At 68.9% G+C, this 22,233-nt stretch carries 18 protein-coding genes and 1 other RNA gene; 12 read left to right on the top strand and 7 right to left on the bottom strand.

Annotation, left to right across the window (positions count from 1 at the left end; genetic code table 11):
• Positions 1-15: 15 nt before the first annotated feature.
• The 3 genes from HUW62_RS02945 (at position 16) to HUW62_RS02935 (ending at position 4,049) form a co-directional block, all read left to right on the top strand.
• Entirely contained in the window at positions 16-1,137 is a 1,122-nt protein-coding gene (locus HUW62_RS02945; RefSeq protein WP_163865607.1) for a bifunctional oligoribonuclease/PAP phosphatase NrnA, read from the top strand.
• A complete protein-coding gene (locus HUW62_RS02940; RefSeq protein ID WP_176433498.1) occupies positions 1,134-2,279 on the top strand; it encodes a cysteine desulfurase family protein in 1,146 nt (381 codons plus the stop codon). The genes HUW62_RS02945 and HUW62_RS02940 overlap by 4 nt, the downstream gene beginning before the upstream one ends.
• Positions 2,280-2,459: 180 nt before the next feature.
• Positions 2,460-4,049, top strand: a complete 1,590-nt coding sequence (locus HUW62_RS02935; protein WP_163865609.1) for a right-handed parallel beta-helix repeat-containing protein — start codon at positions 2,460-2,462, stop codon at positions 4,047-4,049.
• Here the strand turns inward: HUW62_RS02935 and HUW62_RS02930 are convergent.
• From HUW62_RS02930 to HUW62_RS02920, 3 genes are all read right to left on the bottom strand, one after another.
• Positions 4,026-4,211 carry a hypothetical protein gene (locus HUW62_RS02930; protein WP_176433497.1) on the bottom strand — a complete coding sequence of 62 codons (186 nt, stop codon included), beginning with the start codon at positions 4,209-4,211 and terminating at the stop codon, positions 4,026-4,028. The two genes, HUW62_RS02935 and HUW62_RS02930, sit on opposite strands and share 24 nt — an antisense overlap.
• A 110-nt stretch (positions 4,212-4,321) precedes the next feature.
• On the bottom strand, positions 4,322-5,314 hold the full coding sequence (locus tag HUW62_RS02925) for a serine/threonine-protein kinase (RefSeq protein ID WP_176433496.1): 993 nt from the start codon (positions 5,312-5,314) through the stop codon (positions 4,322-4,324).
• On the bottom strand, positions 5,311-6,264 hold the full coding sequence (locus HUW62_RS02920; protein ID WP_163865612.1) for a M48 family metallopeptidase: 954 nt from the start codon (positions 6,262-6,264) through the stop codon (positions 5,311-5,313). Before HUW62_RS02920 ends, HUW62_RS02925 begins: the two co-directional genes overlap by 4 nt.
• A gap of 196 nt (positions 6,265-6,460) precedes the next feature.
• Here HUW62_RS02920 and ssrS point away from each other — a divergent pair.
• From ssrS to HUW62_RS02895, 5 genes are all read left to right on the top strand, one after another.
• Positions 6,461-6,655, top strand: a non-coding RNA gene (ssrS, locus tag HUW62_RS02915) — 6S RNA.
• 19 nt (positions 6,656-6,674) lie between these two features.
• Positions 6,675-7,322 (top strand): 5-formyltetrahydrofolate cyclo-ligase, encoded by a 648-nt coding sequence (locus tag HUW62_RS02910; RefSeq protein WP_163865613.1) that lies wholly within the window; start codon positions 6,675-6,677, stop codon positions 7,320-7,322.
• Positions 7,319-8,110 (top strand): TIGR00282 family metallophosphoesterase, encoded by a 792-nt coding sequence (locus HUW62_RS02905; RefSeq protein WP_163865866.1) that lies wholly within the window; start codon positions 7,319-7,321, stop codon positions 8,108-8,110. The genes HUW62_RS02910 and HUW62_RS02905 overlap by 4 nt, the downstream gene beginning before the upstream one ends.
• Positions 8,111-8,167: 57 nt before the next feature.
• Positions 8,168-9,433, top strand: a complete 1,266-nt coding sequence (gene tyrS / locus HUW62_RS02900) for a tyrosine--tRNA ligase (RefSeq protein WP_176433495.1) — start codon at positions 8,168-8,170, stop codon at positions 9,431-9,433.
• Positions 9,434-9,529: 96 nt separating this feature from the next.
• Positions 9,530-10,699 (top strand): EndoU domain-containing protein, encoded by a 1,170-nt coding sequence (locus tag HUW62_RS02895; protein WP_176433494.1) that lies wholly within the window; start codon positions 9,530-9,532, stop codon positions 10,697-10,699.
• Positions 10,700-10,905: 206 nt separating this feature from the next.
• Here the strand turns inward: HUW62_RS02895 and HUW62_RS02890 are convergent, their stop codons facing one another.
• Together HUW62_RS02890 and HUW62_RS02885 are read right to left on the bottom strand one after the other, a co-directional pair.
• Positions 10,906-16,971, bottom strand: coding sequence for an alpha-2-macroglobulin (locus HUW62_RS02890; protein ID WP_176433493.1), 6,066 nt, complete (start codon positions 16,969-16,971; stop codon positions 10,906-10,908).
• Between the two features lie 49 nt (positions 16,972-17,020).
• Positions 17,021-17,674 carry an RlmE family RNA methyltransferase gene (locus tag HUW62_RS02885; RefSeq protein WP_176433492.1) on the bottom strand — a complete coding sequence of 218 codons (654 nt, stop codon included), beginning with the start codon at positions 17,672-17,674 and terminating at the stop codon, positions 17,021-17,023.
• A 76-nt stretch (positions 17,675-17,750) separates the two neighbouring features.
• Between HUW62_RS02885 and HUW62_RS02880 the strand changes: the two genes are divergently transcribed.
• A complete protein-coding gene (locus HUW62_RS02880; RefSeq protein ID WP_176433491.1) occupies positions 17,751-18,167 on the top strand; it encodes a hypothetical protein in 417 nt (138 codons plus the stop codon).
• Between the two features lie 59 nt (positions 18,168-18,226).
• Complete coding sequence (locus tag HUW62_RS02875; RefSeq protein ID WP_176433490.1) at positions 18,227-18,514, top strand: hypothetical protein; 288 nt, start codon at positions 18,227-18,229, stop codon at positions 18,512-18,514.
• A gap of 9 nt (positions 18,515-18,523) precedes the next feature.
• Here HUW62_RS02875 and HUW62_RS02870 read toward each other — a convergent pair whose 3' ends face one another.
• Positions 18,524-19,135, bottom strand: coding sequence for a hypothetical protein (locus tag HUW62_RS02870; RefSeq protein WP_176433489.1), 612 nt, complete (start codon positions 19,133-19,135; stop codon positions 18,524-18,526).
• Between the two features lie 57 nt (positions 19,136-19,192).
• On the opposite strand from HUW62_RS02870, the gene HUW62_RS02865 reads away from it, so the two are divergent.
• Positions 19,193-19,501: a hypothetical protein gene (locus tag HUW62_RS02865; protein WP_163865621.1), complete on the top strand. Its 309-nt coding sequence runs from the start codon at positions 19,193-19,195 to the stop codon at positions 19,499-19,501.
• A gap of 79 nt (positions 19,502-19,580) precedes the next feature.
• On the opposite strand, the gene HUW62_RS02860 is transcribed toward HUW62_RS02865, so the two are convergent.
• Positions 19,581-20,720, bottom strand: coding sequence for an acyl-CoA dehydrogenase family protein (locus tag HUW62_RS02860; RefSeq protein ID WP_163865622.1), 1,140 nt, complete (start codon positions 20,718-20,720; stop codon positions 19,581-19,583).
• A gap of 404 nt (positions 20,721-21,124) precedes the next feature.
• Between HUW62_RS02860 and HUW62_RS02855 the strand changes: the two genes are divergently transcribed.
• Entirely contained in the window at positions 21,125-22,222 is a 1,098-nt protein-coding gene (locus tag HUW62_RS02855) for an efflux RND transporter periplasmic adaptor subunit (protein WP_240356351.1), read from the top strand.
• Positions 22,223-22,233 lie beyond the last annotated feature (11 nt).

The raw sequence follows: 22,233 nt of genomic DNA, 5'->3' as shown, positions 1-22,233 counted from the left end.
TAAAGAAGACTCTCCATGCCCGTGACCCAGTCCTTCAACAGCCGCCGTGCCCAGGCAACCCTCGGGGGCGAGCTGACGGAGCCTCCGCCACCACGCCTGGCCCAGCTGTCCGCTCGCGACAAGCTGGACCGGCTGCTCCAGGTGGCCAAGGGGCACCGCAAGGCGCTCATCCTCACGCACGACAACCCGGACCCGGACTCGCTGGCCGCCGCGGTGGCACTCGCCCACCTGCTGGAGCGCCGAGCGGACGTGGAGGCCCACGTGGGCTACGGGGGCATCATCGGCCGGGCGGAGAACATCGCCTTCGTGAAGGTGCTGCGGCTGCCGATTTCGCACGTGTCGCAGATCGACTTCGACGAGTACGACCTCTTCGGCCTGGTGGATACGCAGCCGAAGGTGGGCAATCACTCGCTGCCCGCTCGGCTGGAGGCGCACCTCGTGGTGGACCACCACCCGCTGCGTGAGGAGAGCCTGGCGTCGCCCTTCGCGGACGTGGGCGGTGACTTTGGAGCGACGTCCACGATGCTGGTGGAGTACCTGCGCGCCGCGCGCGTGGAGCCCTCCGTCGAAGTGGCCACCGCGCTGTTCTACGGAATCAAGGCGGACACGCGGGACTTGGGCCGCGAGACGACCCAGACGGACATCGACAGCTACCTGTGGCTGTTCCCGCGCATGGACAAGTCGATGCTCGCGCAGATCGAGCACCCGGAGCTGCCGGCGCGCTACTTCCAGCTCTACCACACGGCCTTCGAGCGGGCGAAAGTCTACGGCACCGCCATCGTCACCGACCTGGAGGAGGTCTACTCCCCGGACATGGTGGCGGAGGTCGCCGAGCGGCTGATGTTCCTGGAGGGCACGAAGTGGTCGCTGGCCTTCGGCACGTACCGCAACCAGCTCTACTTCAGCCTGCGCGTGAAGGACCGGCGGATGAACGCGGGCCGGCTCATCCGCGAAATCTTCGAGGACTACGGCGGCTCGTCCGGAGGCCACGGCAGCATGGCGGGCGCGAGGCTTCCGCTGTCGGGCAAGGCCGCGCAGCGCAAGGCGCTCAAGCGTGAGCTGGTGAGTCGCTTCCTGGAGGCGTTCGGCGTCTCGGACGAGCGGCCCGTGTCGCTGCTCTCCGCGCAGGACTCGTGATCTACTGGGACTACAACGCCGCCGCGCCGGTGCGCTCGGAAGTCCTGACTGAGCTGGCGCGCGCGCTCGTGCACGGTGGCCATGGCAATGCCTCCAGCGTGCACGCCGCCGGACGTGAGGCCCGCGCCCGGCTGGACGCCGCGCGAGCCCGGGTGGCGCGGGTGCTGGGCTGCGAGCCGAAGGAAGTGACGTTCACCGCGTCGGGCAGCGAGGCGGACGCGCTGGCCCTGGTGGGCGCGTGGCATGCGCGTCCCTCGCCGGAGCGACGACGAGTGGTGACCTCCACCATCGAGCACCCTGCCCTGCTGGGCGCGGCGGCGCAGCTCGAGCGGGAAGGCGCGCAGGTGGTGCGCGTGGCACCCGGTCCGGAGGGCCGCGTGCGCGTGGAGGACGTGCTCGCGGCGCTGACGCCGGACACGGCGCTGTGCTCGCTGATGTGGGCCAACAACGAGACGGGCGTGGTGCAGCCCGTGGCGGAAGTCGCTCGGGCGTGCCGCAAGCAGGGCGTGCTCTTCCACACGGACGCGGTGCAGGCGGCGGGCAAGGTGCCGCTGTCGCTGCGCGAGGTGGACGCGGACCTGCTCTCGTTGTCGGCGCACAAGTTCGGCGGGCCCGCGGGCGTGGGCGTGCTGGTGGTGCGCAAGGGCGTGGACGTGCGGGCCCTCACGCCCGGACACCAGGAAGGGGGGCGGCGGGGGGGAACGCAGAACATCCCCTACGCGGAGGCGCTCGCGCTCGCGTTGGAGCTGGCGACGCGGGAGCAGCCCGCGTTGGAGGCGCGAGTCGGCGCGCTGCGGGACGACTTCGAGCGCGCGGTGCTGGAGGCGGTGACGGGCGTGACGGTGAACGGTGCGGGGGTGCCCCGCGTGCCCAACACCAGCAACCTGCGCTTCGACGGCGCGGAGGGCGAGGCGCTGCTCATCGCGCTGGACCTGGATGGCATCTGCGTGTCGATGGGCGCGGCCTGCGCGTCCGGAACGTTGACCCCCTCGCACGTGCTCCGAGCCATGGGCCTGTCCGCGGCCCAGGCGCGTGGAAGCCTCCGCTTCAGCCTGGGGCCCGACACCCGCGAGGACGATGTGCGCCGCGTCGTCGACGCACTCCGTCATCACCTCCCCCGGGTTCGCGCCCTCGCGGGCTGAAGCCCGTTCCGGCCCGCGCCGCTACGTACGCCGGGTGCACTTGACGGAAGGCCGCGCCCGCCGAACCCCGAGCATCCTCCTGTGAATGCCGCGTCCCCCTTGGGGGCATGAGCGCTTGATGAAGCCACCTCCGGTGGAAAGCATCTCCCCCACTGCCGACACACCCGAGGGGGGCTGCACATGGGTCAGGGTTCGAAGGGGCTGGGGTTTTTGAGGAATCGGTTCGCGGTGCTCGTGTACGGGCTCGCGCTGGCATGCGGCCCCAGCCCTCAGGAGCGCGGTGGCGATGACGCGCGGCCCGAGTCCACGGAGTCGGGCTCAACGCGAGCCCTGTCACATCCAGGTGACGCGAGCACGAGCACCACTGCCGGGGGCTCGGTGCTGTGGGAGGAGCAGATGACGCCGCTCAACGCGGAGGAGCGTTTCCGGCAGCGCTGCCCCTCCGCGGACGATGCGCAAGGGCCCACGCTGTACGTCGCGAACACCGGACCGCGGGATTTCGAGGCCCCGCTGGGCTCCGTGGCCAACCCCTTCTTCACCATCATGGCGGCGGTGAAGGTGGCGCAGCCGGGTTACGTCATCCAGGTCCGCGAGGGGACCTATCCCGAGCAGGTCGCCATCAATCCGCTGAAGGCGCGCCCCGGCACGGCCACGGCGCCCATCGTCCTGCGTGGAGAGCAGTACCGCCGCCCCCGCATCGTCCCCTCCTCCACCGACGTGGGCAGCTTGCTGGTGGTGAGCCAGCCCTACTGGATTGTCCAGGCCGTCGAGGTGGACGTGGAGGAGCGCCCCTCCTTCGCCGCGCTCTTCGAGGACAGCACCACGTGCTCGCAGCTGACCGACTCCGTGCTCCATGGAGGCAGGGCGGGCGGAGGCGTCGTCGTCAGTGACGCGAGCCGGGTGCTCATCGACGGCAATTCGATATTCGACTTCTCCAGGACGGGCCTCGACTCCCACGGCGTCGCGGTGAAGGGCGTCTCACGCGAAGTCTTCATCACGGAGAACAACATCCACGATGCCTCGGGTGACGGAGTGCAGTGCCAGCCCAACCTGGGCAGGCCGTCCACCGTCTTCATCGAGCGCAACCAGATGTACGACTGCGGGGAGAACGGCATCGACGTGAAGGCCTGCGACGACGTCGCCATCCACGAGAACGTGCTCTTCGGCTTCCCCAACCTGGAGCGCTACCCGTGGCAGGCCACGACGTCCGCCGCCGAGGCGGTGCTGGTCCACGAGGACGCGACGAACATCCAGATTGTCGGCAACCTCGTCTTCCAGGCCGGCCGCGGCATCTCCATCGGAGGGCTGGCCCTGGTGGACACCCCCGTCAACGTGCTGGTGCAGGGCAACGTCGTGACGGACATCTACAACTTCGCGAATCGGGGCAACGGCCAGGGCATCCGCATCGCGAGGGCGCATGGGGTGCGCGTGCTCGGCAACCTCATCGAGCGCACCGTGGACTCGGGCCTGCGGCTGGCCGCGGATGAGCCTCTCGTCGTCACGAATCTCACGGTCCTCGACAACACGCTGCGGGACATGCGCAGCTTCGTGAAGCTGGGCCGCGACACCGCCCGCCCCGGCCTTCGGATGGACCGCAACCGCTACGAGGGCGCCACCGGAAGGTTCAGCGCCTTCGGGCTCCTGTCCGACGGCGACTTCACGGCCTGGCGCGAACGGCTCACGCCCTACGGCTTCGAAAAGAACTCCGTGCGCGTCACCCCGGGAGACGACCCGGACGAAGAACCCCTACCAATGCTGGTCGGGGAGTGACTTCTCCCGGACCTCTTCGTCCGGCTGTCCGTAGCCCGGCATTCCATCCTCGCGAGGTTCCTCCGGCTTGGGAGGAAGCCGCTGGGGCAGGTCCTCGCGCGTCTTGCGCTCGGGGGCGGGCTCTTCGGGCTGGGGCTTCGGTGGCTGAGGCTGGGTGGCCATGGCGATTCCTCGGGGGCGCGGACCTGCGCGCTCGACAGGAAATCTCGCCATCCCCCTGGCCGGAGGGGACTGGGGGACGCGACGCACCGGGCAGGCACGTGCCCGCTCGTCTACTCCACGCGCGAGGTGCCGGTGGGCGCCGCCGGAGGCGTGCTCGCGGGCGCTTCGTCACTGGCGCCGAACAGGCCTCGCACCACGGCGGCGATGGCCAGGGGCGTCCCCACGCGCTCGTCGTAGTGCGGCGCGAGCGCCTGGGCGAAGGACTCGGCGGAGGTGAAGCGGTCCTCGGGGCGCTCCGAGAAGGCGCGTCGAACCACGTCCTCGAGCGCCTCCGGGACGTCCGGGCGCAGCTCGCGCAACGGCCGGTAGCGCCGGGAGCGGATGGCCTGGAACACCTCGTCCGGCGTGGCGCCGGTGAAGGGGCGCTCCAGCGTCAACAGCTCGTAGAGCACCACCGTCGCCGCCCAGAGGTCGGCCTCTGGACTCACCTGGCCGAGCAGCGACTCCGGAGAGAGGTAGTACGGCTTGCCCAGCACCTCGCCCTCCTGGAGCTTGCCGTCGACGAGCACGCGGGAGACGCCGAAGTCGCGCAGCTTGATCTCCCCCACGCGGGAGATGAAGAGGTTGGAGGGGGACACGTCACAGTGGACGATGCCCAGCGGCTCACCCTGCGGTCCGGTGGCGGCGTGCGCGTATGCGAGCGCCTCCAGCAGCACCTTGCCCAGGTACACCGCGAAGTCCAACGGCAGGGGGATTCCTCGCACCTTGCAGCGGCGGAGAATCTGGCCAAGGTCCCGGCCATCCACCAGCTCCATGACGATGAAGTAGATGCCCTCCAGTTCGCCAGCATCCAGCACCGTCACGATGTTGGGGTGGTGCAGTTGCTTGGAGAGCTGCGCCTCGCGCGAGAACAGCGACACCGACTCGGGATCCGCCGTCAGCGCCGGCAAGAGCCGCTTGAGCGCGACGGTCCAACCCTCGCGAGACCCGGACAACACCCGCGCCCGGTACACCTCCGCCATGCCGCCCTTGCCCAGCACGGAGAGAATCTCGTAGTGGCCGAAGACCCGCTGGGTCTTGGGGGGCGAGGGCGTCTGAGTCACGGGCTCGTGCTTCCGGATCCCACCGGCGCGCGCTTGCGGTTCTTCACCTGCTCGATGTCACTCCCCAGCGCATTCACCAGCGCGCGCTCCCAGGCCTTGGGCTCCTCGGGCGTCCAGCCCTGGTCCAGCGCCCTTCTCAGCAGGGGCGCGACGCGGCCCTTGTTGCCCACCATGTTGTGCGCGTACGCCTGCCACGCGTAGACATCCGGACGTCCAGCGGGCACCGGCGAAATCCGGCCCAGCCACTCCAGCGCCTTGCTGGCGTTGTTCGCCCCCAGGCTGCAGGCGGCCATTCCCACCAGCGCATCCACGCTGCGCCCATCTTCCTTGAGCGCGGCCTCGAAGCGCGGGCGGGCAATCTCCCACTTGCTCAACGCGAGCCACTTGAGCCCCTCGCTCACATGGCCCGTCGTCACCATGGGGGGCTGGGCCTGGGCGGCCTTTGCCTCCGCGCCGCCCTTGGGTGCCGCGGCGGCCTCTGCCGCCGGCGCGGCGGCGGGCTCCGGCTCGCCCTCCTCGGCCTCGGTCGCGGACTCCTTCAGCGCCTCGTCCTCCCGCTCGTCCGGCACCCCACCCTGGCCCCGCAGGAGCAGCTGCGAGTCCTTCAAGCCGGGCGAGTGACACCCCGACGGGAGCCGGAAGCGCCCGGTGAGCACCGAGGTCTGCGGGTTGTAGATGGCCAGCACCGGGAAGCTCCGGGCGCCCACGCACTCAGGCACCCCGGACAGGCACACCTGCATCGTGGCGACCAGGACGTTGCCCTGGAACTCACCGGAGAGGACCTCGGTGCCCGGAGGGAACTTGCAGCCACCTCCAGAACCGGCGGACGTGCCGACCAGGCGCTCGCCCTCCATGTGCAGGTCGACCTGCCCGTAGGTATCCCCCACATAGGGGCCTGCGAGCTTCGGTCCCGCCCAGGCGAGGCCGGAGGTGACGGAAAGAGCCGTCACGAGTGCCTTGTTTAGAAGCGAGAGCGGCATGTGCGGGGTGTGGGGGGCTCCCATCATAGGGGGGCCGTGCTTGCCTTGTAAACGCGCGAGGATGCCTTGACCGCGACGCTTCCCATCCTTATCATTTCAGAAGGTGGTCGCGAGATTTCTCAGTTATTTCGAGGCCTTGGTGGCACTGTAGCTTTGTTTCAAGGGCTGTCCCCTGCGGGGCGCGTGATGCTCAGCAGAAATTCGAACCGATACGTCCGTTCCGGGGTCCGTTTCGGCTTCCATGTGCAAGCCCTCCCCTCTCACGAGGGATGAGGGAAGCCTGCGGAGGCATGATTTCGGTCCCCACCTGGCTTTTAGGGTTCAATGGACGCTGGGCACACGGCCATGCGGCGGGGGACTTTTTCTGCGGAGCGGCGGCGGTGAGCGAGACTGTGGTGGAAGAGGCGGCGGCGGCGAGGAAGCAGACTCAGCGAGACGAATTGACGGCGCGCCGCAAGGCGATGACGCCTGAAATCGTCGATTCGCGGGGTCTCAAGGTGCAGTCTCGGTTCCTGGCGACCCAGTATTACCAAAATGCGAAGACAGTGGCGCTCTACGCGCCCATCAGGGGTGAGGTGCCCACTCGGGACATCCTCATCGCGGCGCTGCAAGACGGGAAGATCGTCTGTTACCCGCTGTCCCATGTGCACGGGCGCATCCTCTCCTTCCGGGCCATCAAGTCCGAGGCGGAGCTGGAGCCTGGGCGGCTGGGTGTCCGGGAGCCGACAAACAGCGCGGACCTGGTCGATGTGAAGGATATCCACCTCTTCGTCGTTCCCGGTCTGGGCTTCACTCGGGACGGCAAGCGACTGGGACGCGGAGGCGGCTACTACGACGCCACCCTGCGCTCGGCGGATGATCGCAGTCGCCGGGTGGGGTTGGCCTTCAGTGATCAGCTCGTCGAGTCCCTGCCTACGACAGGGGACGACGTGGACATGGACCTCATCGTCACGGAGTCCGAGTCCTGCCGCGGCCTGTCCCGCGAGGCGAACTTCCCGAGTACGTGGCCTAGCTTCCTGAATACGTGAAGGTCCTGTTCATGGGAGACGTGGTGGGTCGTCCGGGGCTTCAGGCCGTCCGAGCGCTCCTGCCACGTCTGAAGGCCACCCATGGCGTGGACATCACCATCGCCAACGCGGAGAACAGCGACCAGGGTGCCGGCATCTCTCCGGAGACGGCCGACACCCTGCTCTCCGCGGGAGTGAATCTGCTGACCAGCGGCAACCACTTCTGGTCCAAGAAGGCCATCATCCCCTGGGTGACGGCCCATCCGGACAAGCTGCTGCGGCCGGCCAACTACCCCAAGGACACTCCAGGACGAGGCCATGGCGTGGTGACGCTCCCGGACGGGCGCGCGCTGGGCGTCATCAACCTGGAGGGCCGCGTCTTCATGCGCGCGCACGACAACCCCTTCGAGGTGGTGCAGGGGCTGGTGGAGGAATTGCGCGCGCGCACGCCGTGCATCCTCGTGGACATGCACTGCGAGGCCTCCAGCGAGAAGAACGCCATGGGGGCGCACCTGGACGGGCGGGTGTCCGTCGTCGTGGGCACCCATACCCACGTGCAGACGGCGGATGAGCGCATCCTCCCCGGCGGCACGGCCTTCATCACCGACGTGGGCATGTGCGGCCCGCTCGACTCGGTCATCGGGATGAAGAAGGAGCAGTCCCTGGCGCGGTTCCTGGGGCAGAAGCACGCGCCCTATGAAGTCGCCGAGCGGCTCGTCTATCTCCAGGGTGTGGTGGTGGACATCGACGATGCCTCCGGACGCGGCAAGAGCATCGAGCGTGTCCGAGTGCACCTTCCGGGCACCTGAAAGTCGCGGTGGAAGGGCCGTTCGCGCAGGCCCGCTTTCGGCTAAGGTCCGCCGCCCATGAATCCGGACGCGCTGCGCAAGGCGACCCCCGAGGAGCAGTTCGAAGAAGTCACCCGAGGCACGGTGGATCTCCACTCGCCCGAGGACCTGAAGAAGAAGCTCAAGTACTCGTATGACTCGGGCAAGCCCCTGGTCATCAAGGCGGGGTTCGACCCGAGCCGGCCGGACCTGCACCTGGGGCACTCGCTGCTGCTCACGCGCATGCGCCGCTTCCAGGACTTCGGGCACTCGGTGGTGTTCCTCATCGGCGACTTCACCGCGCTGATTGGAGACCCCACGGGCCGCAACGCCACGCGCCCCGCCCTCACCCGCGACGAGGTGAAGGCCAACGCGGAGACGTACAAGCAGCAGGTCTTCAAGGTGCTCGACGAGGCGAAGACGACGGTGCGCTTCAACTCCGAGTGGTTGGACAAGCTCGGCACCGAGGGAATGATTCGCCTGGCGTCGCGCTACTCGCTGCAGCGGATGCTGGAGCGGGACGACTTCAAGAAGCGCTTCCGGGAGCAGGTCTCCATCGCCATCCACGAGATGCTCTACCCGCTCCTGCAGGGCTACGACTCCGTGGCGCTGAAGTCGGACGTGGAGCTGGGCGCGACGGACCAGCTCTTCAACCTGCTGGTGGGCCGGCAGCTGATGCGCGAGGAGAACCTGGCGCCACAGGTCATCATGACGGGCCCCATCCTGGAGGGACTCAAGGCGACGCTCGTCGACGGCAAGATCGTCGGCGACAAGATGTCCAAGAGCCTGGACAACTACGTGGGCGTCAGCGAGCCGCCGGACATGATGTTCGGCAAGCTGATGAGCATCACCGACGACCTGATGTGGCGCTACTACCAGCTCCTGTCGTCGCTGACGCTCACCGAGCTGGGGGAGCTGCAGGCCAAGGTCGCCCGCGGCGAGGTGCACCCCAAGGCCGCCAAGGTGGGCTTCGCGCGGGAGATGACGGCGCGCTTCCACGGCGCCGAGGCGGGCCGCAAGGCGGAGGAGGACTTCGAGAAGCGCTTCGCCAAGAAGGAGCAGCTGTCGGCGGAGGACCTGCCGCAGGTGGAACTCTCCTTGGCCGGCGCGGCGACGATGCCGGTGACGAAGGTGCTGGCCGAGGCGAAGCTGGTGGCCTCCTCGACCGAGGGGCGGAAGATGATCACCCAGGGCGGCGTCAAGGTGAACGGCGAGAAGGTTCAGGACGTCAAGGCGGACCTGGGCCCCGGCGAGTACACCGTGCAGGTGGGCAAGCTGAAGGCGGCCCGCGTCAAGCTGGCGTGAATTCCCGGGGACGGCCCTCCGTCCCTGGTGCCCGAGGAGCCCTCCACCCGCCCCTGTTTCGAGGGGCGGGGTGGGATTGGGATAGAGTCACGCGCCATGCGTTTTCCCGCCCTGAGCCTCGGCCTGCTGCTGACCGCCCTTCCCGCGCTGGCGGGCCCCGGCGCGTTCGTGTCCGACGTCTCCGTGGACGCGGTGGAGCAGCCCGAGTCGTCCAAGGTCGTCTTCACCGTGGAGGCCGGGACAACGTATCCCCTGCTCAAGAAGGGCGGACCCGGCAGGGCCTGGTGCAAGCTGCGCGGCGTCTCCACCGAGGGCTGGGTGTTGTGCGAGGGCGCCCAGGAGACCACGGTGCAGGCGGCGCCGAGTTCGACGTTGCTGGCGGCGGCGGACCGGGCGGACGCGGCGCAGCGCGCGAAGGCACGCGAGCAGATGTTCGCGGCCCGCGCGGATGAGTCGGACGAGGAGAGTGCCGAGCCCGTCGTCGTCTCGGCGCCCAGCGGCGCGGCCCCGCGTTACGAGGGAGCTGCCCCGGCCGCGAGCGCGCCCCCCTCGACGGTGGCGGTGACGTGGAAGGCCGCCACGGGCTGCGCGACGACGTGCTCCAGGAAGCCGCTCTTCGACAAGCGCCCCACGCTGTCCGCGATGGACAAGGAAGTGCTCGCGTTGTGCCCCGCGCGCCCGGATGTGAGCGTGAGCGCGAACGACGTGCGGCGCTTCATCACCCGTTACTACGATGACCCGCGCCTCCAACTGGCCCTGTCCGCGGCGGGGCGTCCGGGCAAGAAGCAGGCGAACATCGACTGGCTGACCAGCCTGTGGGTGAGCACGGGCCCGCGCAACGCCTTCACGCACGTGTTCTGCGGAGATGATTGGGACCGAGGCCCCATCGGCGGCCTGCACTTCCTGCCGCGTTATGCGCAGCTCGAGGCCGAGGGAAAGCTCTGCTACGGCGGCCCGGTGCGAGGGGGCTCCGCGAAGACGCAGGACCAGTACCTCATCCGGTTCCAGGGTGTGGCTCCCTGGTCTTGTGGGGAGAAGCGAATTGGCGGCTTCTCCGAATCACCGGACGCGGTGGGCCTGATGTCGATTGGCACGCGGGCCTTCGCGCGGTGCTGCGCCCGTGACGGCGCGAAGAAGGAAGGCGGCGTCTACAGCGCGAAGGACCTGGGCGGCACGCGCTGGCAGGTCTGGTGCGGCACGCGCAACGGCACCTACGGTATCGCCACGCTCCACCCCACCGACGACGCCGCCACCTGCGGCGAGTGAGCACGAGCCCTTCTCCTTGCCGTAGGGGGCACATGCATACCGGGCTTGCCCTTCCCTCCTCCGCACCCGCCGAGGCAGACGAAGCGCGAGCCACCGCGTCGAAGCAAAGCCAGGGTGTGACGCGCCCCCCGAAAACGACCAGGGCCCGCTCGTGCATCCGAGTCGGGCCCTGAATCGAAACTCCGCCTGCCGCCGCTGCGTCCTCGCTACTTCGCCGGCCCCACGGTGAGCATCGCGCCCGTCGAGTACGCGGTGAACTCCGGCGCGTACATGGACTGCACGGTGGCCGGCCCCACACGGAAGGTGCCCGCCATGTTCGCGCGCACCCGGTACTTGAAGGTGTACTCACCCGCGGGCAGCCACTCGAAGAAGAAGTTGGTGCCCGAGTCGCGCGTCTCCTCGTACCAGACGATGCCCAGGTCATACTTGTGGCGGGACTGCGCGTTCTCCGGCTCCAGGCCCGCCGCGCGTGGGTCTCTCAAGTGGACGTACTCCGCCGCGTGCTTCGTGCGCAGCGAAATCTGCACCTCCACCTCATCACCTGGATTGAGCACCGTCCCTTCGGCGAGCGGCTGGAGCACGGCCTCGCGGCCCTCGCGTTCGCGGCGGAAGTAGCGACGGGAGACCTGGAAGAAGTCTCCCCGGTCCTCGTCCGGCAGCTTCTCCGTGGAGAAGTGCCACGTGGCCGAGGCGAAGGCGAAGCCCTTCGTCGTCTTCTCCACCACCACGGAGCTCATCGTCTCCGGCTGGAGCTCCGGCCCCGGCACCACCACCTGGTTCTTCTTCCCCGTGTACACGTCCGGAGCGAACTCCATCTGGACCACGCGCGGGCCCACCGTCACCTTCGCGTCCTCACGGATGCCCAGCGCGCCTTCCGCCTCCAGGTACTTCACCAGCGCGTAGAGCGCCTCGGCCGTGGCGCGCGTGGACTTCCAGTGGTTGAGCTTCTTGTCGAGGAGCAACCACTGCACCAGCCCCTCACGCCGCTCGTCCTTCGGCTTCAGCTCCGTCAGCACGCGCAGGGCGAAGGCCTGCGTCTCCGTGGTGTCGTTGTACCAGAGCCAGCTCCGGTCCTCGGGGGCCCAGTACGTGCCCAGCTCCTCCGTCGTCTTCGCCGAGTCCATCACACTGTCCCAGACCTTCAGCGCATCCGTCTGGCGTCCCGCGCGCTTCAGCGTCAGCGCCAGGTAGCCCTTGAGATAGGGCGAGTGCTGCTTCCAATGCGTGAAGCTGAACGCGAGCATCTCCTTGCGCTCGTCCGCGGTCAGCGCCTCGCCCGTGTAGCTCGCATCCGGGTATGCGGAGGCCACGTAGTTGAGGAAGGTGATGAACTCCCAGCTCTGGCCCTTCTTCGCCAGCTTCGGCGCGTACTCCTCGCGGTAGTGCCGGGCCAGGTAGCCCCACGCGTCGCGCGTCATGTCCTGCGGCACCTCCACTCCGTACTCCATGGCGCGCGACAGGCCGTGGACGATGTAGAGCGTCATGTACGGTGACGGCGGACCACCCGGCCACCAGGGGAAACCACCGCTGGACGTCTGCGCCTTGCGCAGCTTGCCCATGGCCGCGTCGCGCTCCGCGCGGGCCACCTTCGGGTCCAACACCTTCACCAGGTCCTGGTCCGAATCCGCGCCGCCCTTGGCCATCTCCAGCCAGGGCGTCTCCTCCAGCGTCATCTTCCGGTTCGGGTCCACCGAGTCCCACGTCTCGAAGCGCGTGGGACGCTGGCTCATCTCCTTCGCCATCTTCGCCACGGCCGGATACTTCGCGTAGAGACTGGCGAGGATGCCGGAGGACACGAAGCGGTTGAGCGTCTGCTCCGAGCACTCGTAGGGGTAGTTCACCAGGTACGGCAGCGACTGGAGCGCCGCGTAGAACAACTGCGTATCCACGGTGACGACGAGCTGCTCGTTCACTCGCGTCGGGTCTCCCCCCTTCTTCAAGTCGTCGAAGCGCATCGTCTTGGAGCCGGGCCCCTTCAACGTGACGAAGCGCGACTGCGCCAGATGCATGCGGCCTGGCAGCACGGGCAACGGCCGCAGCTCGCCATCGCTCAAGTTGCCCGCACGGGCCTCCACGCGGAAGGCCACGGTGCCCACGCGCGCGGGCGTGGTGAGCGGGAAGCGCAGGTTCGTCCCCTTCCCCGGCGCCACCGTGAAGTTCTGCGACGCGCCCTTCACTCCGAACTCCGACAGCAGGCTCTTCTTCGTCTCCGGGTCGATGATGTCCAGCGTGAGCGTGCCCTGACGCGCCTGCTCCGACGCATTGTTCACCACCACCTCCAGCACCGCGCGGTCTCCCTCGCGCAGGAAGCGCGGCACGTAGGGCCGCACCATCAACTCCTTCACGCTGCGGGTGGTGCGCTGCACCGAGCCACCTTCCAGGTCACGCGTCAGGCCGTGGACCCACACGCTCCACGCCGTCACCGAGTCCGGCACGGTGAACTCCAACGTCGCGGACCCGTCAGCCCCCGTGAGGAGCTGCGGCACCCAGAACGCCGTCTCGGCGAAGTTGGAGCGCAGCGCGGCCGGGGCGGCCTCGGCCTGCGCGGGGCCGCCAGCCTGAGCCTGCAGCTTGTCCGAGGCCTTGGCCTTCTCCTCCATCGGCGGCGCGCCAGGAGGAGGCGGCGGCGCCGCATCGGACTCCCGCATCGCCCTCGATTCAGAGCGAGCCACCGGCGCGGGACGCGGCGCGGAGACACCGCCGAAGGACTCCATGGACCGGGTGTTCCCATTCCGGTAGCGCCTGTACCCGGGGCCACCCAGGCCGTAGTTGTCCTCGAACTTGAGCCGGTCCGAGGACGGGGGCTCCCACTGGTAGACCGCGCCGTAGCCATGGGACACGAGCCACTGCGTCTGACCCACCGCCAGGGACGACTGGATATCCACCGATGACATGCGCGGCGGGTAGAGCGACGAGACACTCGGCGGCGAGTGCGGCGCGAACAGGTCCAACGACTGGTCGTACATATACGCGAGCAGCTCGGCCGCGCCCGCCTCCACCTTCGCGCCCTTGGGGCCCTTCACCGTCACGCGGAAGGTCTCCTTCGCGCCCGGGCGGATCTTGTCGCGGAAGGTGGCGAACTCCAGGCTCAGCTCCTTGTTGTCCCACGGGACGAACACGTTCTCGGAGAACCGGACCCACTGCCAGTCGCGCACGAGCGTCAGCACGGCGGTGAAACCTCCACGCAGCGCCTCCGTCACCGGCACCTCCACCACCGCGGGCGTCTGGCCGCCCACCAGCGACTTGCGCAGGACGCGCGTGTCCCCCTGATACAGGTCCAGCAGCATCGGCTGACCCTCGAAGCCGGAGACGGCCAGCAGGCGCGCCACTTCACCCACGCGCACGCTCGATCTCTCCACCACCAGCGTCGATGCCAGCGAGACGGGCGCGCGGTCGCCCGCGACCAGCAGCTCCCGCGCCACGGTGAACGTCTGCCCGAAGGCGTCCGTCGTCTCGTAGTGCAGCCGGTAGGCGCCCGCCTTCAGCGACGGCAGCTTCACGCGCGCGACGCCGTCCGCGCCGTGCTGCACGATGCCCTTCGTCTGCTCAGCGCCATCCGCCCAGCGCGCCAGCACGGACTGCGGATTGTAGTTCTGCAGCCACCTCGGCTGGAGCGCATCGCCCGGAGTCGGCGTGCTCACCGCGTCCGGGTCCGCCTCCATGAACGGGGGCTTGGGCTGCGGCTCGTCCGCCGGCATCAACGGCTGCGCGGGCTGCTTCAACGCCACCAGTCGCCAGCGTCCCGCACCGGGCTGCGGCGCGCCGTTCAGCGTGGAGCGCACCAACTGGACCTCGGCCTGCGCGCCTTCGCGAAGGAAGCCCGTGTCCGTGTCCACGCGCGCCTCCACCGCGACGAACCCCAGGCGGAAGCCCCGACTGGCCGAGCGCGTCTCGCCCCCTTCGTCCGTGGCATCCGCCTCCACGAGGTAGCGCCACGTGAGGCCTGGCGTGCGCGCGGAGCGCTCATCCGCCTCCGGGGTGAAGGTCACCTTGAAGCCGCCGTCCTCCTCCACCGACGACGAGCCCGCGGCCACGAGCTGCCGCTGCCGCGAGATGAAGCTGGAGTCGTACCACCACCACCAGGGCAGCACCGGCTCACGGTACGCGCGCCAGCGCACCGTGCCCGACGCCACGGGCAGCCCGAAGTAGTAGCGCGCCTCGCCCTTGAAGGTGGCCGGGCGGTTCAACCGCAGCGGCGCGTCCGGGTCCTTCAGCGTCACCTCGAAGGTCGGCCGCTTGTACTCCTCCACGCGAATCGAGGACGAGCCCCCGGACTCCACCTGCACCGTCCACACGCCCAGCAGTCGGCCGGTGGGGATGGTGAACTCGCCCGCGACGGAGCCGAAGTCATTGGTGCGCGCCTGACGCCGCTCCACCTCCTGGTGGTTCGGGTCGATCAACCTCACCACCAGGCCCTGCTGCCCCTGCGTCTGGTAGCGCGCCTGGTCTCCTCGCCCCGAGTAGGCCACCACCTTCCACTGCACCTTCTGCAACGGCCGGTAGACGCTCCGGTCCGTGAAGACCAGGGATGACGTCTGCTCGCTGGGCGAGACGCGGTTGTAGAAGGCCAGGCCATTGGGCAGCAGCAAGGCCCCGCGTCCCTCGCCCACCACCATCAGGTACGTGCGATAGCCCTGTCCCGGCAGCGCGGGAAAGGACACGTCGCCCTGGGGGTTGGTCCGGGCACGGGCCGCCTCGCGGAAGCCCGAGCGGTAGTCCATCTGGATGAGCCGCACCAACACTTCCGAGGCGGGCTTGCCCGTCTCGCCCATCAGGATGCGCGCCTCCACCGACGTGCCCTCCGCGTTCCGGGTGAGGGCCACCCACGGCGTCACGGCCAGGAAGGTGGCCTCGATGCGGTTGCCCTTCTCGCGGAAGTCCTCGTGCGCGGAGGACATGATGACGTACGTGCCCTTCTCCTTCAGCGGAGGCGTGACGTAGGTGCGGTGCAGTTGGAAGTCGGGCGTCGCGGGGAGCTGCGTGGACCACGTCGCCGCGGGCTTGCGGCCCCGGACGTAGCGCATCAGCTCGTCGCCGTAGGGCAGGACGTTGTAGTCCTCCACCTTCTTCAGCCGCGCCTCGACGTCGAGCACGAACGCGCGGAAGTAGAGCACCGGCACGTTGCGGTGGGTCACCTCGATGGAGCGGCGGTCCGCGCCATCCGATTGCATGGAGGTGACGCGGAAATCCGGCGCCTCCAGCGACTCCACCAGCGTGCGGCAACGCGAGGCCCCCAGCGACTTCGGGTAGGCCTGCATGCAGGCCTTCGCCAGACCATGCGCGCGCACCGCGTGGCCCGCTGCGTTCTCCTGCTCCGCGAGCAGGCCCTGCCCCATGGACCACCAGGGCACATCCCGGAACGCATTCAGGTACGCGGCCAGATGCTGACGGATGCGCGCGCGGTCCTCCGCCTCGGAGAAGTGCTGGTACAGCACCTCGTAGCGCCGCATCCGCGCCTCCAGCGCCGCCTCACGACGCCCGCCCGTCCGGTGCCACGCCTCCAAATCCCCCAGCACCGCGGCCACCTTCACCAGCGGGTGGATGTTGGCATCCGTCAGGTCCACCGTGGGCGAGCCCTCCAGCAGCGAGCCCAGGTCCAACCGGAACACCTCGTTGGCCTGCTCCGCCCGCCAGTGCGTGCTGTCCGCCAGCAGCCCCACCCACAGGTACGAGACGGCGTCGCGCAGCGTGGAGCGGATGCCCTCGGGGTAGGTGTTCGGCTCGACGTACTCGGACAGCACCTTCACCGGCTCCGCGCCCAGCGACTGCCGCTGCTTCCAGACGTCCTCGTACGCGCGCTGCGCCTCGGTGAGGATCTGCTCGTACGTCCATGCCTTCAGGTCCACCGGCCCCGTGGACGCCACCAGCTCGCGCTTGCGCACCTCCCAGCTGTACACCTGCGCATAGGTGACGAGCGCGTTGGCGTAGTAGAGGTTCAGCGTCGCGCGAGCCAGCGCCCCCTTCGGCCAGGGCTGCTCGCGAAGGAAGCGCACCGTCGTCTCGTAGCCGTGCAGCGCCGAGCGCAGCTGCACGGTGCGAATCAGCGCGCGCGTCCACTCGGACTCGTCCGCGCCGTTGCGCGCCTGATTGAGGCGGGCCTCCGCGGCCTGCGCGGCGGCCTCCACCTTCTGGTTCGACACCAGCGCGTCGATGTCCTTCCACGAAGAGAGCGCCTTGGCCTGCGCCGCTCGGGCCACGGGCGTGGCGAGCAGCAACAGGGACAAGAGCGCCAGCGCTACAGCGGATGTCCAGGTCCGGAGGGTGTGGTGCATGGTCGGCACTCTAGACACATGAGGCCGACCGAGCGTTCCACAATGCTCCTCAGGAAGTGGGTGTCGCTCCCGCCTCGCCCCCCGGCGCCTTGCGACGCAGGCCCACCAGATAGACCTCCATGCTGGCGCCGCGCGTTGCTTCTGGGCGAACCACCTTCACCTCCTCGAAGAGGGCGCGCACCTGGTTGCGGAAGTCCTCGAAGTCGCCCCCCATGAACACCTTCGCCACGAAGGACGAGCCCGGCCGACCGCGCGTCGCGGCCAGCTCCAGCGCCTTGCCCGCCAGCCGCAAACTGCGCGCCTCGTCGGTGGCCTTGATGCCGCTCGTCTTCGGCGCCATGTCGGAAATCACGGCGTCGAACGGACCGTCATGCAGCGCCGTCAGCTTCGCGTCGAAGTCGTCCGCGAGCACGTCCAGCACCGCGGTGCGCACGTGCCGCTGCGTGAAGGGACGGATGGCGACGATGTCCACGCCAATCACCTGGCCCGCCACGCCCACGGCCTCCGCGAGAATCTGGAGGAACCCTCCGGGCGCGGCCCCCAGGTCGAGGACCACGTGGCCCTTCTTCACCATGGGGAAGCGCTTGATGAGCTCGTCCACCTTGAAGGCGGAACGAGCCCGCAGGCCCTCCTGCTTGGCTTTCTGGAAATAGTGGTCTTTAGGACGGTAGGGCTTGCCCATGTCAGAGGGGCTCCCTACCATCCGCTACTGTCTTCGGGAAGCCGGAGCAGTCGTGGGTGTGCAGGCCCGCGCAATGGCGATTCCGGAGGACGTTGCGATGGGCACCCGGGGCTTGACGGCTGCGCTGTGTTTCACCCTGTTGTCGGCGGGTGGAGCGGTCTACTGCTACACCCGGGCGGACGCACTCCAGGTCCAGGGCCAGTGGCTGATGGAACGCGGCACCGCCCAGGCCGAGGAGTACGCGAACCGGCTGGACGGCAAGGCCGCGGACGCCCAGCTCAAGACCTTCGCCGAGCGGCGCGGCGTGCTGGAGAAGGCCCACCTGTGGGAGCGGGGCATGATGCTCGGTGTCCTGGCCGCGGCCATGGCCCTGGTGGGCGCCTACGTCCTGTTCCTGCTCAAGCGCCTGGATGACCAGCTCCTGGATGCCCTGGGCGATTTGCGCCCCACCCCGCCCCCGTCGGCCGCTCCCTCGGAGCCCACGGGAGCACTCGTGTCCAGCCTTCAACGGTAGGACTCCCGAGGACCTTCGCACGCTGGCACAATGGCGCCCCTGCTCTCGCGGAGGTGGCCATGCCCGGCTGTGCGCACTGTGGACACACGCTCGACATCATCGGCAATCAGGTGGGACGCGGCGACACCTGTCCGCACTGTGAAGAGGACGTGCGCTCGTGCCGCAACTGTCGGCACTTCGAACCGAGCGTCGCCAAGGAGTGCAAGGAGCCCTTCGCCGAAGTGCCCTCCGACAAGGACGGCGCCAACTTCTGCGAGCTGTTCCAGGTGGGCGAAGGCGGCCTGCACGCGAAGGCCAGCCGCGACGCGCTGATGAGCGCCGCCGAGGCCTTGTTCAGGAAGCGCTGACGCGGCGATTCAGCGCGCGAGTCCCGGGCCCACGGCCACCGCCGAACCCACGAACGGGACGACCTTGGAGAAGCCCGGCGGCGGACTCGCCAGCGCGAGGGGACCGGACTCGCCCCACTGCGTGATTCCGTGGGGCAGCAGGTCCTTCAAGTCGTAGCGTTCGCCGTGCAGCTCGAAGGCGGTGCTCCACACGAGGCGGGCCGTGAAGACGTTCATCGACAGCGAGCGGCCGGTGCTCGCGGGCCCGCTGAACGCGCCGCCCACGACGAGGCTTGCCCGGCGGAACGTGGCGATGGGACACCCTTCGGAGAACGACGCCGGGTCGTCGAAGTGGGCGCGCGCATGGCCCGGCTCCTTGAGGTAGACGGTGAAGTCCCCCACGGGGTCCACGCTCAGCGACAGCCCTCCGTTGTCGACGGACACGGACTTGAACGGCGTGGAGCGGAAGGTCAGGAGCGCGGTGGCCTCGGCCACCTTCCCGGTGGGGTCCTCGAGCAGCGGCCCGTGCAGTCCCTCCAGGTGGAGGAAGAAGCCCAGGTCCTGGAGCGTCGCGTCCTCCGACGACAGGTAGAAACGGCCCGTCACGTACCACGCCACGCTCGCCGGAATCACGGGTGCCATCACCACCTCCAGGGCGACACCCTAGCCGACCGCGCGGCCCATGCTAAACGGCGGGAGATGAACCGGAACCTCCTCGTCCTGTCCGCGCTGCTGTGCCTGACTGGCTGCACCACCATCGGGGCCACCAACTACGCCGTGCCCAAGGAGCGGGCCACCGAGTGCAAGCAGATCTGCACCGACCTGGACATGGACCTGGGCGCGGTGGTCGTCATCCGCAGCTCCGCCGGGTGCGTGTGTCAGCCGCGTCCCGCGGAGGGCACGCCCGTGGGCGCTGGCGCGGCGGCGGCGGGCAGCGCGGCCATCCAGGTGCTCGAGGAGGAGCAGTTCAGCGGCACCTACGCGCAACAGCAGCAGGGCATCCGGTAGGCCCCGGCTCGTCGCGGGCGCGTGCGGCGGTGGAACGACGACGGGCGGGCCTCTTCAGACCCGCCCGCCATGCGCGGCGCTAGAAGCCGTAGAGCTTCGAGATGATCTCCTTCATCACCTCGGAGGTCCCGCCGCCGATGGTGATGAGGCGCACGTCGCGCCACATGCGGGCGATGGGCGTCTCCTCGATGTAGCCCATGCCGCCGAAGAACTGCTGCGTGTCGTAGGCCACGCGCTGGGCCAGGTCGCCCGCGAACAGCTTCGCCATGGAGACCTCCTTCACGGGGCTCTCCTTCCGGTCGAAGAGGTCCACCGCGTGGTACGTCAGCCGCTTCGCCGCTTCGATGGCCGTCAGGTGCTCCACGAACTTGTGGCGCCACACCTGGAACTTCATCAGGGGCCGGCCGAACGCCTCGCGCTCGTTGCCGTACTGGATGGCGTCCTCCATCATCCGCTCCATGCCGGCCACGGTGGTGATGGCGCCGACCAGGCGCTCGCCCTGGAAGTTGGTCATGATGTGGTAGAAGCCCTCGTTCTCCTCGCCCAGCACGTAGCGGGCGGGGATGCGGCAGTCCTCGAAGTAGAGGATGGCCGTGTCCGAGGACAGGTTGCCAATCTTGTCCAGCTTCTTGGAGACGCCAAACCCCTTCACGTCCGTGGGGAACGTCACCAGGGAGATGCCGCCGTAGCCCTCACCACCGGTGCGCACCGCCAGGGTGATGAAGTCCGCGCGCGTGCCGTTGGTGATCCACATCTTCGAGCCGTTGATGACGTAGTCATCCCCGTCCCGGCGCGCCGTCGTCTTGATGCTCGCCACGTCCGAGCCGCACCCCGGCTCGCTCACGCCCAGCGCGGCGATCTTCTCGCCCTTGAGCGCGGGCTCCAGGAACTCCCGCTTCTGCTCGTCGGTGCCAATCTCGTTGATGATGGGCGTGGCCATCTGGCTCTGCACCAGCAGCGCCATGTTCACGCCCGCGTTGCGGCTGTAGCTCAGCTCCTCGCAGAACGCCGTCACGTACCAGTAGTCCAGCCCGCTGCCGCCGAACTTCGGGTCATGGTTGATGCCGAGGAAGCCCAGCTCCGCGCACTTCTTGAACAGCTCACGCGGGAAGATGCCGGCCCGGTCCCACTCCAACCCGTACGGCGCCATCTCCTTCTCGACGAAGGCTCGCACCGTCCTGCGGAAGGCCTCGTGCTCCTCGGTGAACGGGTTCGGCATGCACTCTCCTCATTGGCGGGGGGACAACAAGATTGATTTTCGAATCAATAACAGGCGCCTCCGAGAAGCAACAAGGACCGCCAGTGCCCCGCGCGTGACGCGGCGTGCCATCACCGGGGTGGTTGAGGTATGCTGACGCAGCGCGGTATCCGATGGGCTCCAGAGCGGACGTCGAGGGCGAACCAGCGCCCCGCCCTCTGGTGCAGCCCTCGAAGAAAGTCCTGCTTGCCAGGCAGGCGGGCATTAAGTAGGCCCGGCGGGAGATAGTCCGCATCGCGGAGTATCCCCTTGACAGACAGTTCAGGGACTGTAGTTTCCGGGCCGCAGAATTTCCAAAGGTTTGAGCCGGCGTGGAGTGCCCTGGAGGGGTCCGGGGCCCGCGAGCTGGCAGGAGCAGGACGACCGTGATTCGACGCATGTGGGTGGCCGCGGTGCTGGCGGCGGTGATGATGACGGGCTGCGGCAAGGGTGGCGCCGCGCCGGCCCTTCCGGCGCAGCAGGGCTCGTCGGCGCTGGGCGTGAAGGCCATTGCTCCGGCGACGGAGCTGGAGGCCAGCGTGACGCGCGTGACGGGTCAGGTCCGCTCCAAGCAGGAGGCGACGCTGAGCCCCCAGGCGACCGGCACCATCGCGAAGATGCTGGTGAAGGTGGGCGACAAGGTGAAGAAGGGCCAGGTCCTGGCCGTGCTGGACACGTCCAACGTCGCCATCGGCGTGGAGCAGGCGCGCGCGGTGAAGGCGGCGGCGGACGCGGCGCTGCAGCTGGCGACGAACAACCTGGAGCGCACCCGCAAGGTGGCGGAGTCGGGTGGCATCGCCGCGGCGGGGTTGGATCAGGCGGAGATCGGCACGAAGCAGGCCGCCGCCCAGGCCGCCCAGGCCGCCGCCACGCTGCGCATGGCGGAGGAGAACCTGCGGGACATGTCGATTCTCGCCCCCTTCGACGGGGTCATCACCGCGCGAATGAAGAGCCTGGGCGACACGGTGGCGATGACGCCGCCCACGTCCGTCTTCACGCTGGTGGACACCAGCGGCCTGGAAGTGCGCGCGCTGGTCCCCGAGTCCGTGGTGGACAAGGTCAAGCCGGGCACCAAGACGCAGGGCACGGTGAGCCCCAGCGGCATGCGCTTCGAGGTGACGGTCTCCATGGTGGGTTCCACCGTCGACACCACCAACCGCACGGTGGAGGTGCTGGCGGACGTGGTGGGTGAGACGGCGTCGCCGCTGCGCCCGGGCGCGCTGGTGGACCTGGACTTCTCCAACGTGGCGGGCCAGTCCGACGACAAGGGCCTCTTCCTGCCGACGCAGGCCGTCAGCTCGCGAGGCCAGCAGGGCTTCGTGTGGGTGGTGCAGGACGGCACCGTGCGCAAGCGCGACGTGCGCGTGGAGCGCGTGCTCCCTGGCTACGTCCGCATTCTCCAGGGCCTGGCCGCCGACGAGCGCGTGCTCGCCGACTCTTCCCTGGACGTGAAGGAGGGCACGGCCGTCCGCGTTGTGCAGTGACGCCTGCCCTC

It is taken from the genome of Myxococcus sp. AM011, from assembly GCF_013372595.1.
Classification (GTDB): domain Bacteria; phylum Myxococcota; class Myxococcia; order Myxococcales; family Myxococcaceae; genus Myxococcus; species Myxococcus eversor.
The sequence above is the reverse complement of the archived record's forward strand: the minus strand, read 5'-3'. Positions and strand labels throughout refer to the sequence as shown.

Bases quoted from the DNA above. Each gene is read 5' to 3' on its own strand.
- tyrS (WP_176433495.1), top strand. From the start codon at position 8,168: ATGAATCCGGACGCGCTGCGCAAGGCGACCCCCGAGGAGCAGTTCGAA.
- HUW62_RS02860 (WP_163865622.1), bottom strand. From the start codon at position 20,720: ATGCCGAACCCGTTCACCGAGGAGCACGAGGCCTTCCGCAGGACGGTG.
- HUW62_RS02880 (WP_176433491.1), top strand. From the start codon at position 17,751: ATGGGCACCCGGGGCTTGACGGCTGCGCTGTGTTTCACCCTGTTGTCG.
- HUW62_RS02865 (WP_163865621.1), top strand. From the start codon at position 19,193: ATGAACCGGAACCTCCTCGTCCTGTCCGCGCTGCTGTGCCTGACTGGC.
- HUW62_RS02885 (WP_176433492.1), bottom strand. From the start codon at position 17,674: ATGGTAGGGAGCCCCTCTGACATGGGCAAGCCCTACCGTCCTAAAGAC.
- HUW62_RS02870 (WP_176433489.1), bottom strand. From the start codon at position 19,135: ATGGCACCCGTGATTCCGGCGAGCGTGGCGTGGTACGTGACGGGCCGT.
- HUW62_RS02930 (WP_176433497.1), bottom strand. From the start codon at position 4,211: ATGGCCACCCAGCCTCAGCCACCGAAGCCCCAGCCCGAAGAGCCCGCC.
- HUW62_RS02890 (WP_176433493.1), bottom strand. From the start codon at position 16,971: ATGCACCACACCCTCCGGACCTGGACATCCGCTGTAGCGCTGGCGCTC.
- HUW62_RS02935 (WP_163865609.1), top strand. From the start codon at position 2,460: ATGGGTCAGGGTTCGAAGGGGCTGGGGTTTTTGAGGAATCGGTTCGCG.
- HUW62_RS02895 (WP_176433494.1), top strand. From the start codon at position 9,530: ATGCGTTTTCCCGCCCTGAGCCTCGGCCTGCTGCTGACCGCCCTTCCC.
- HUW62_RS02875 (WP_176433490.1), top strand. From the start codon at position 18,227: ATGCCCGGCTGTGCGCACTGTGGACACACGCTCGACATCATCGGCAAT.
- HUW62_RS02945 (WP_163865607.1), top strand. From the start codon at position 16: ATGCCCGTGACCCAGTCCTTCAACAGCCGCCGTGCCCAGGCAACCCTC.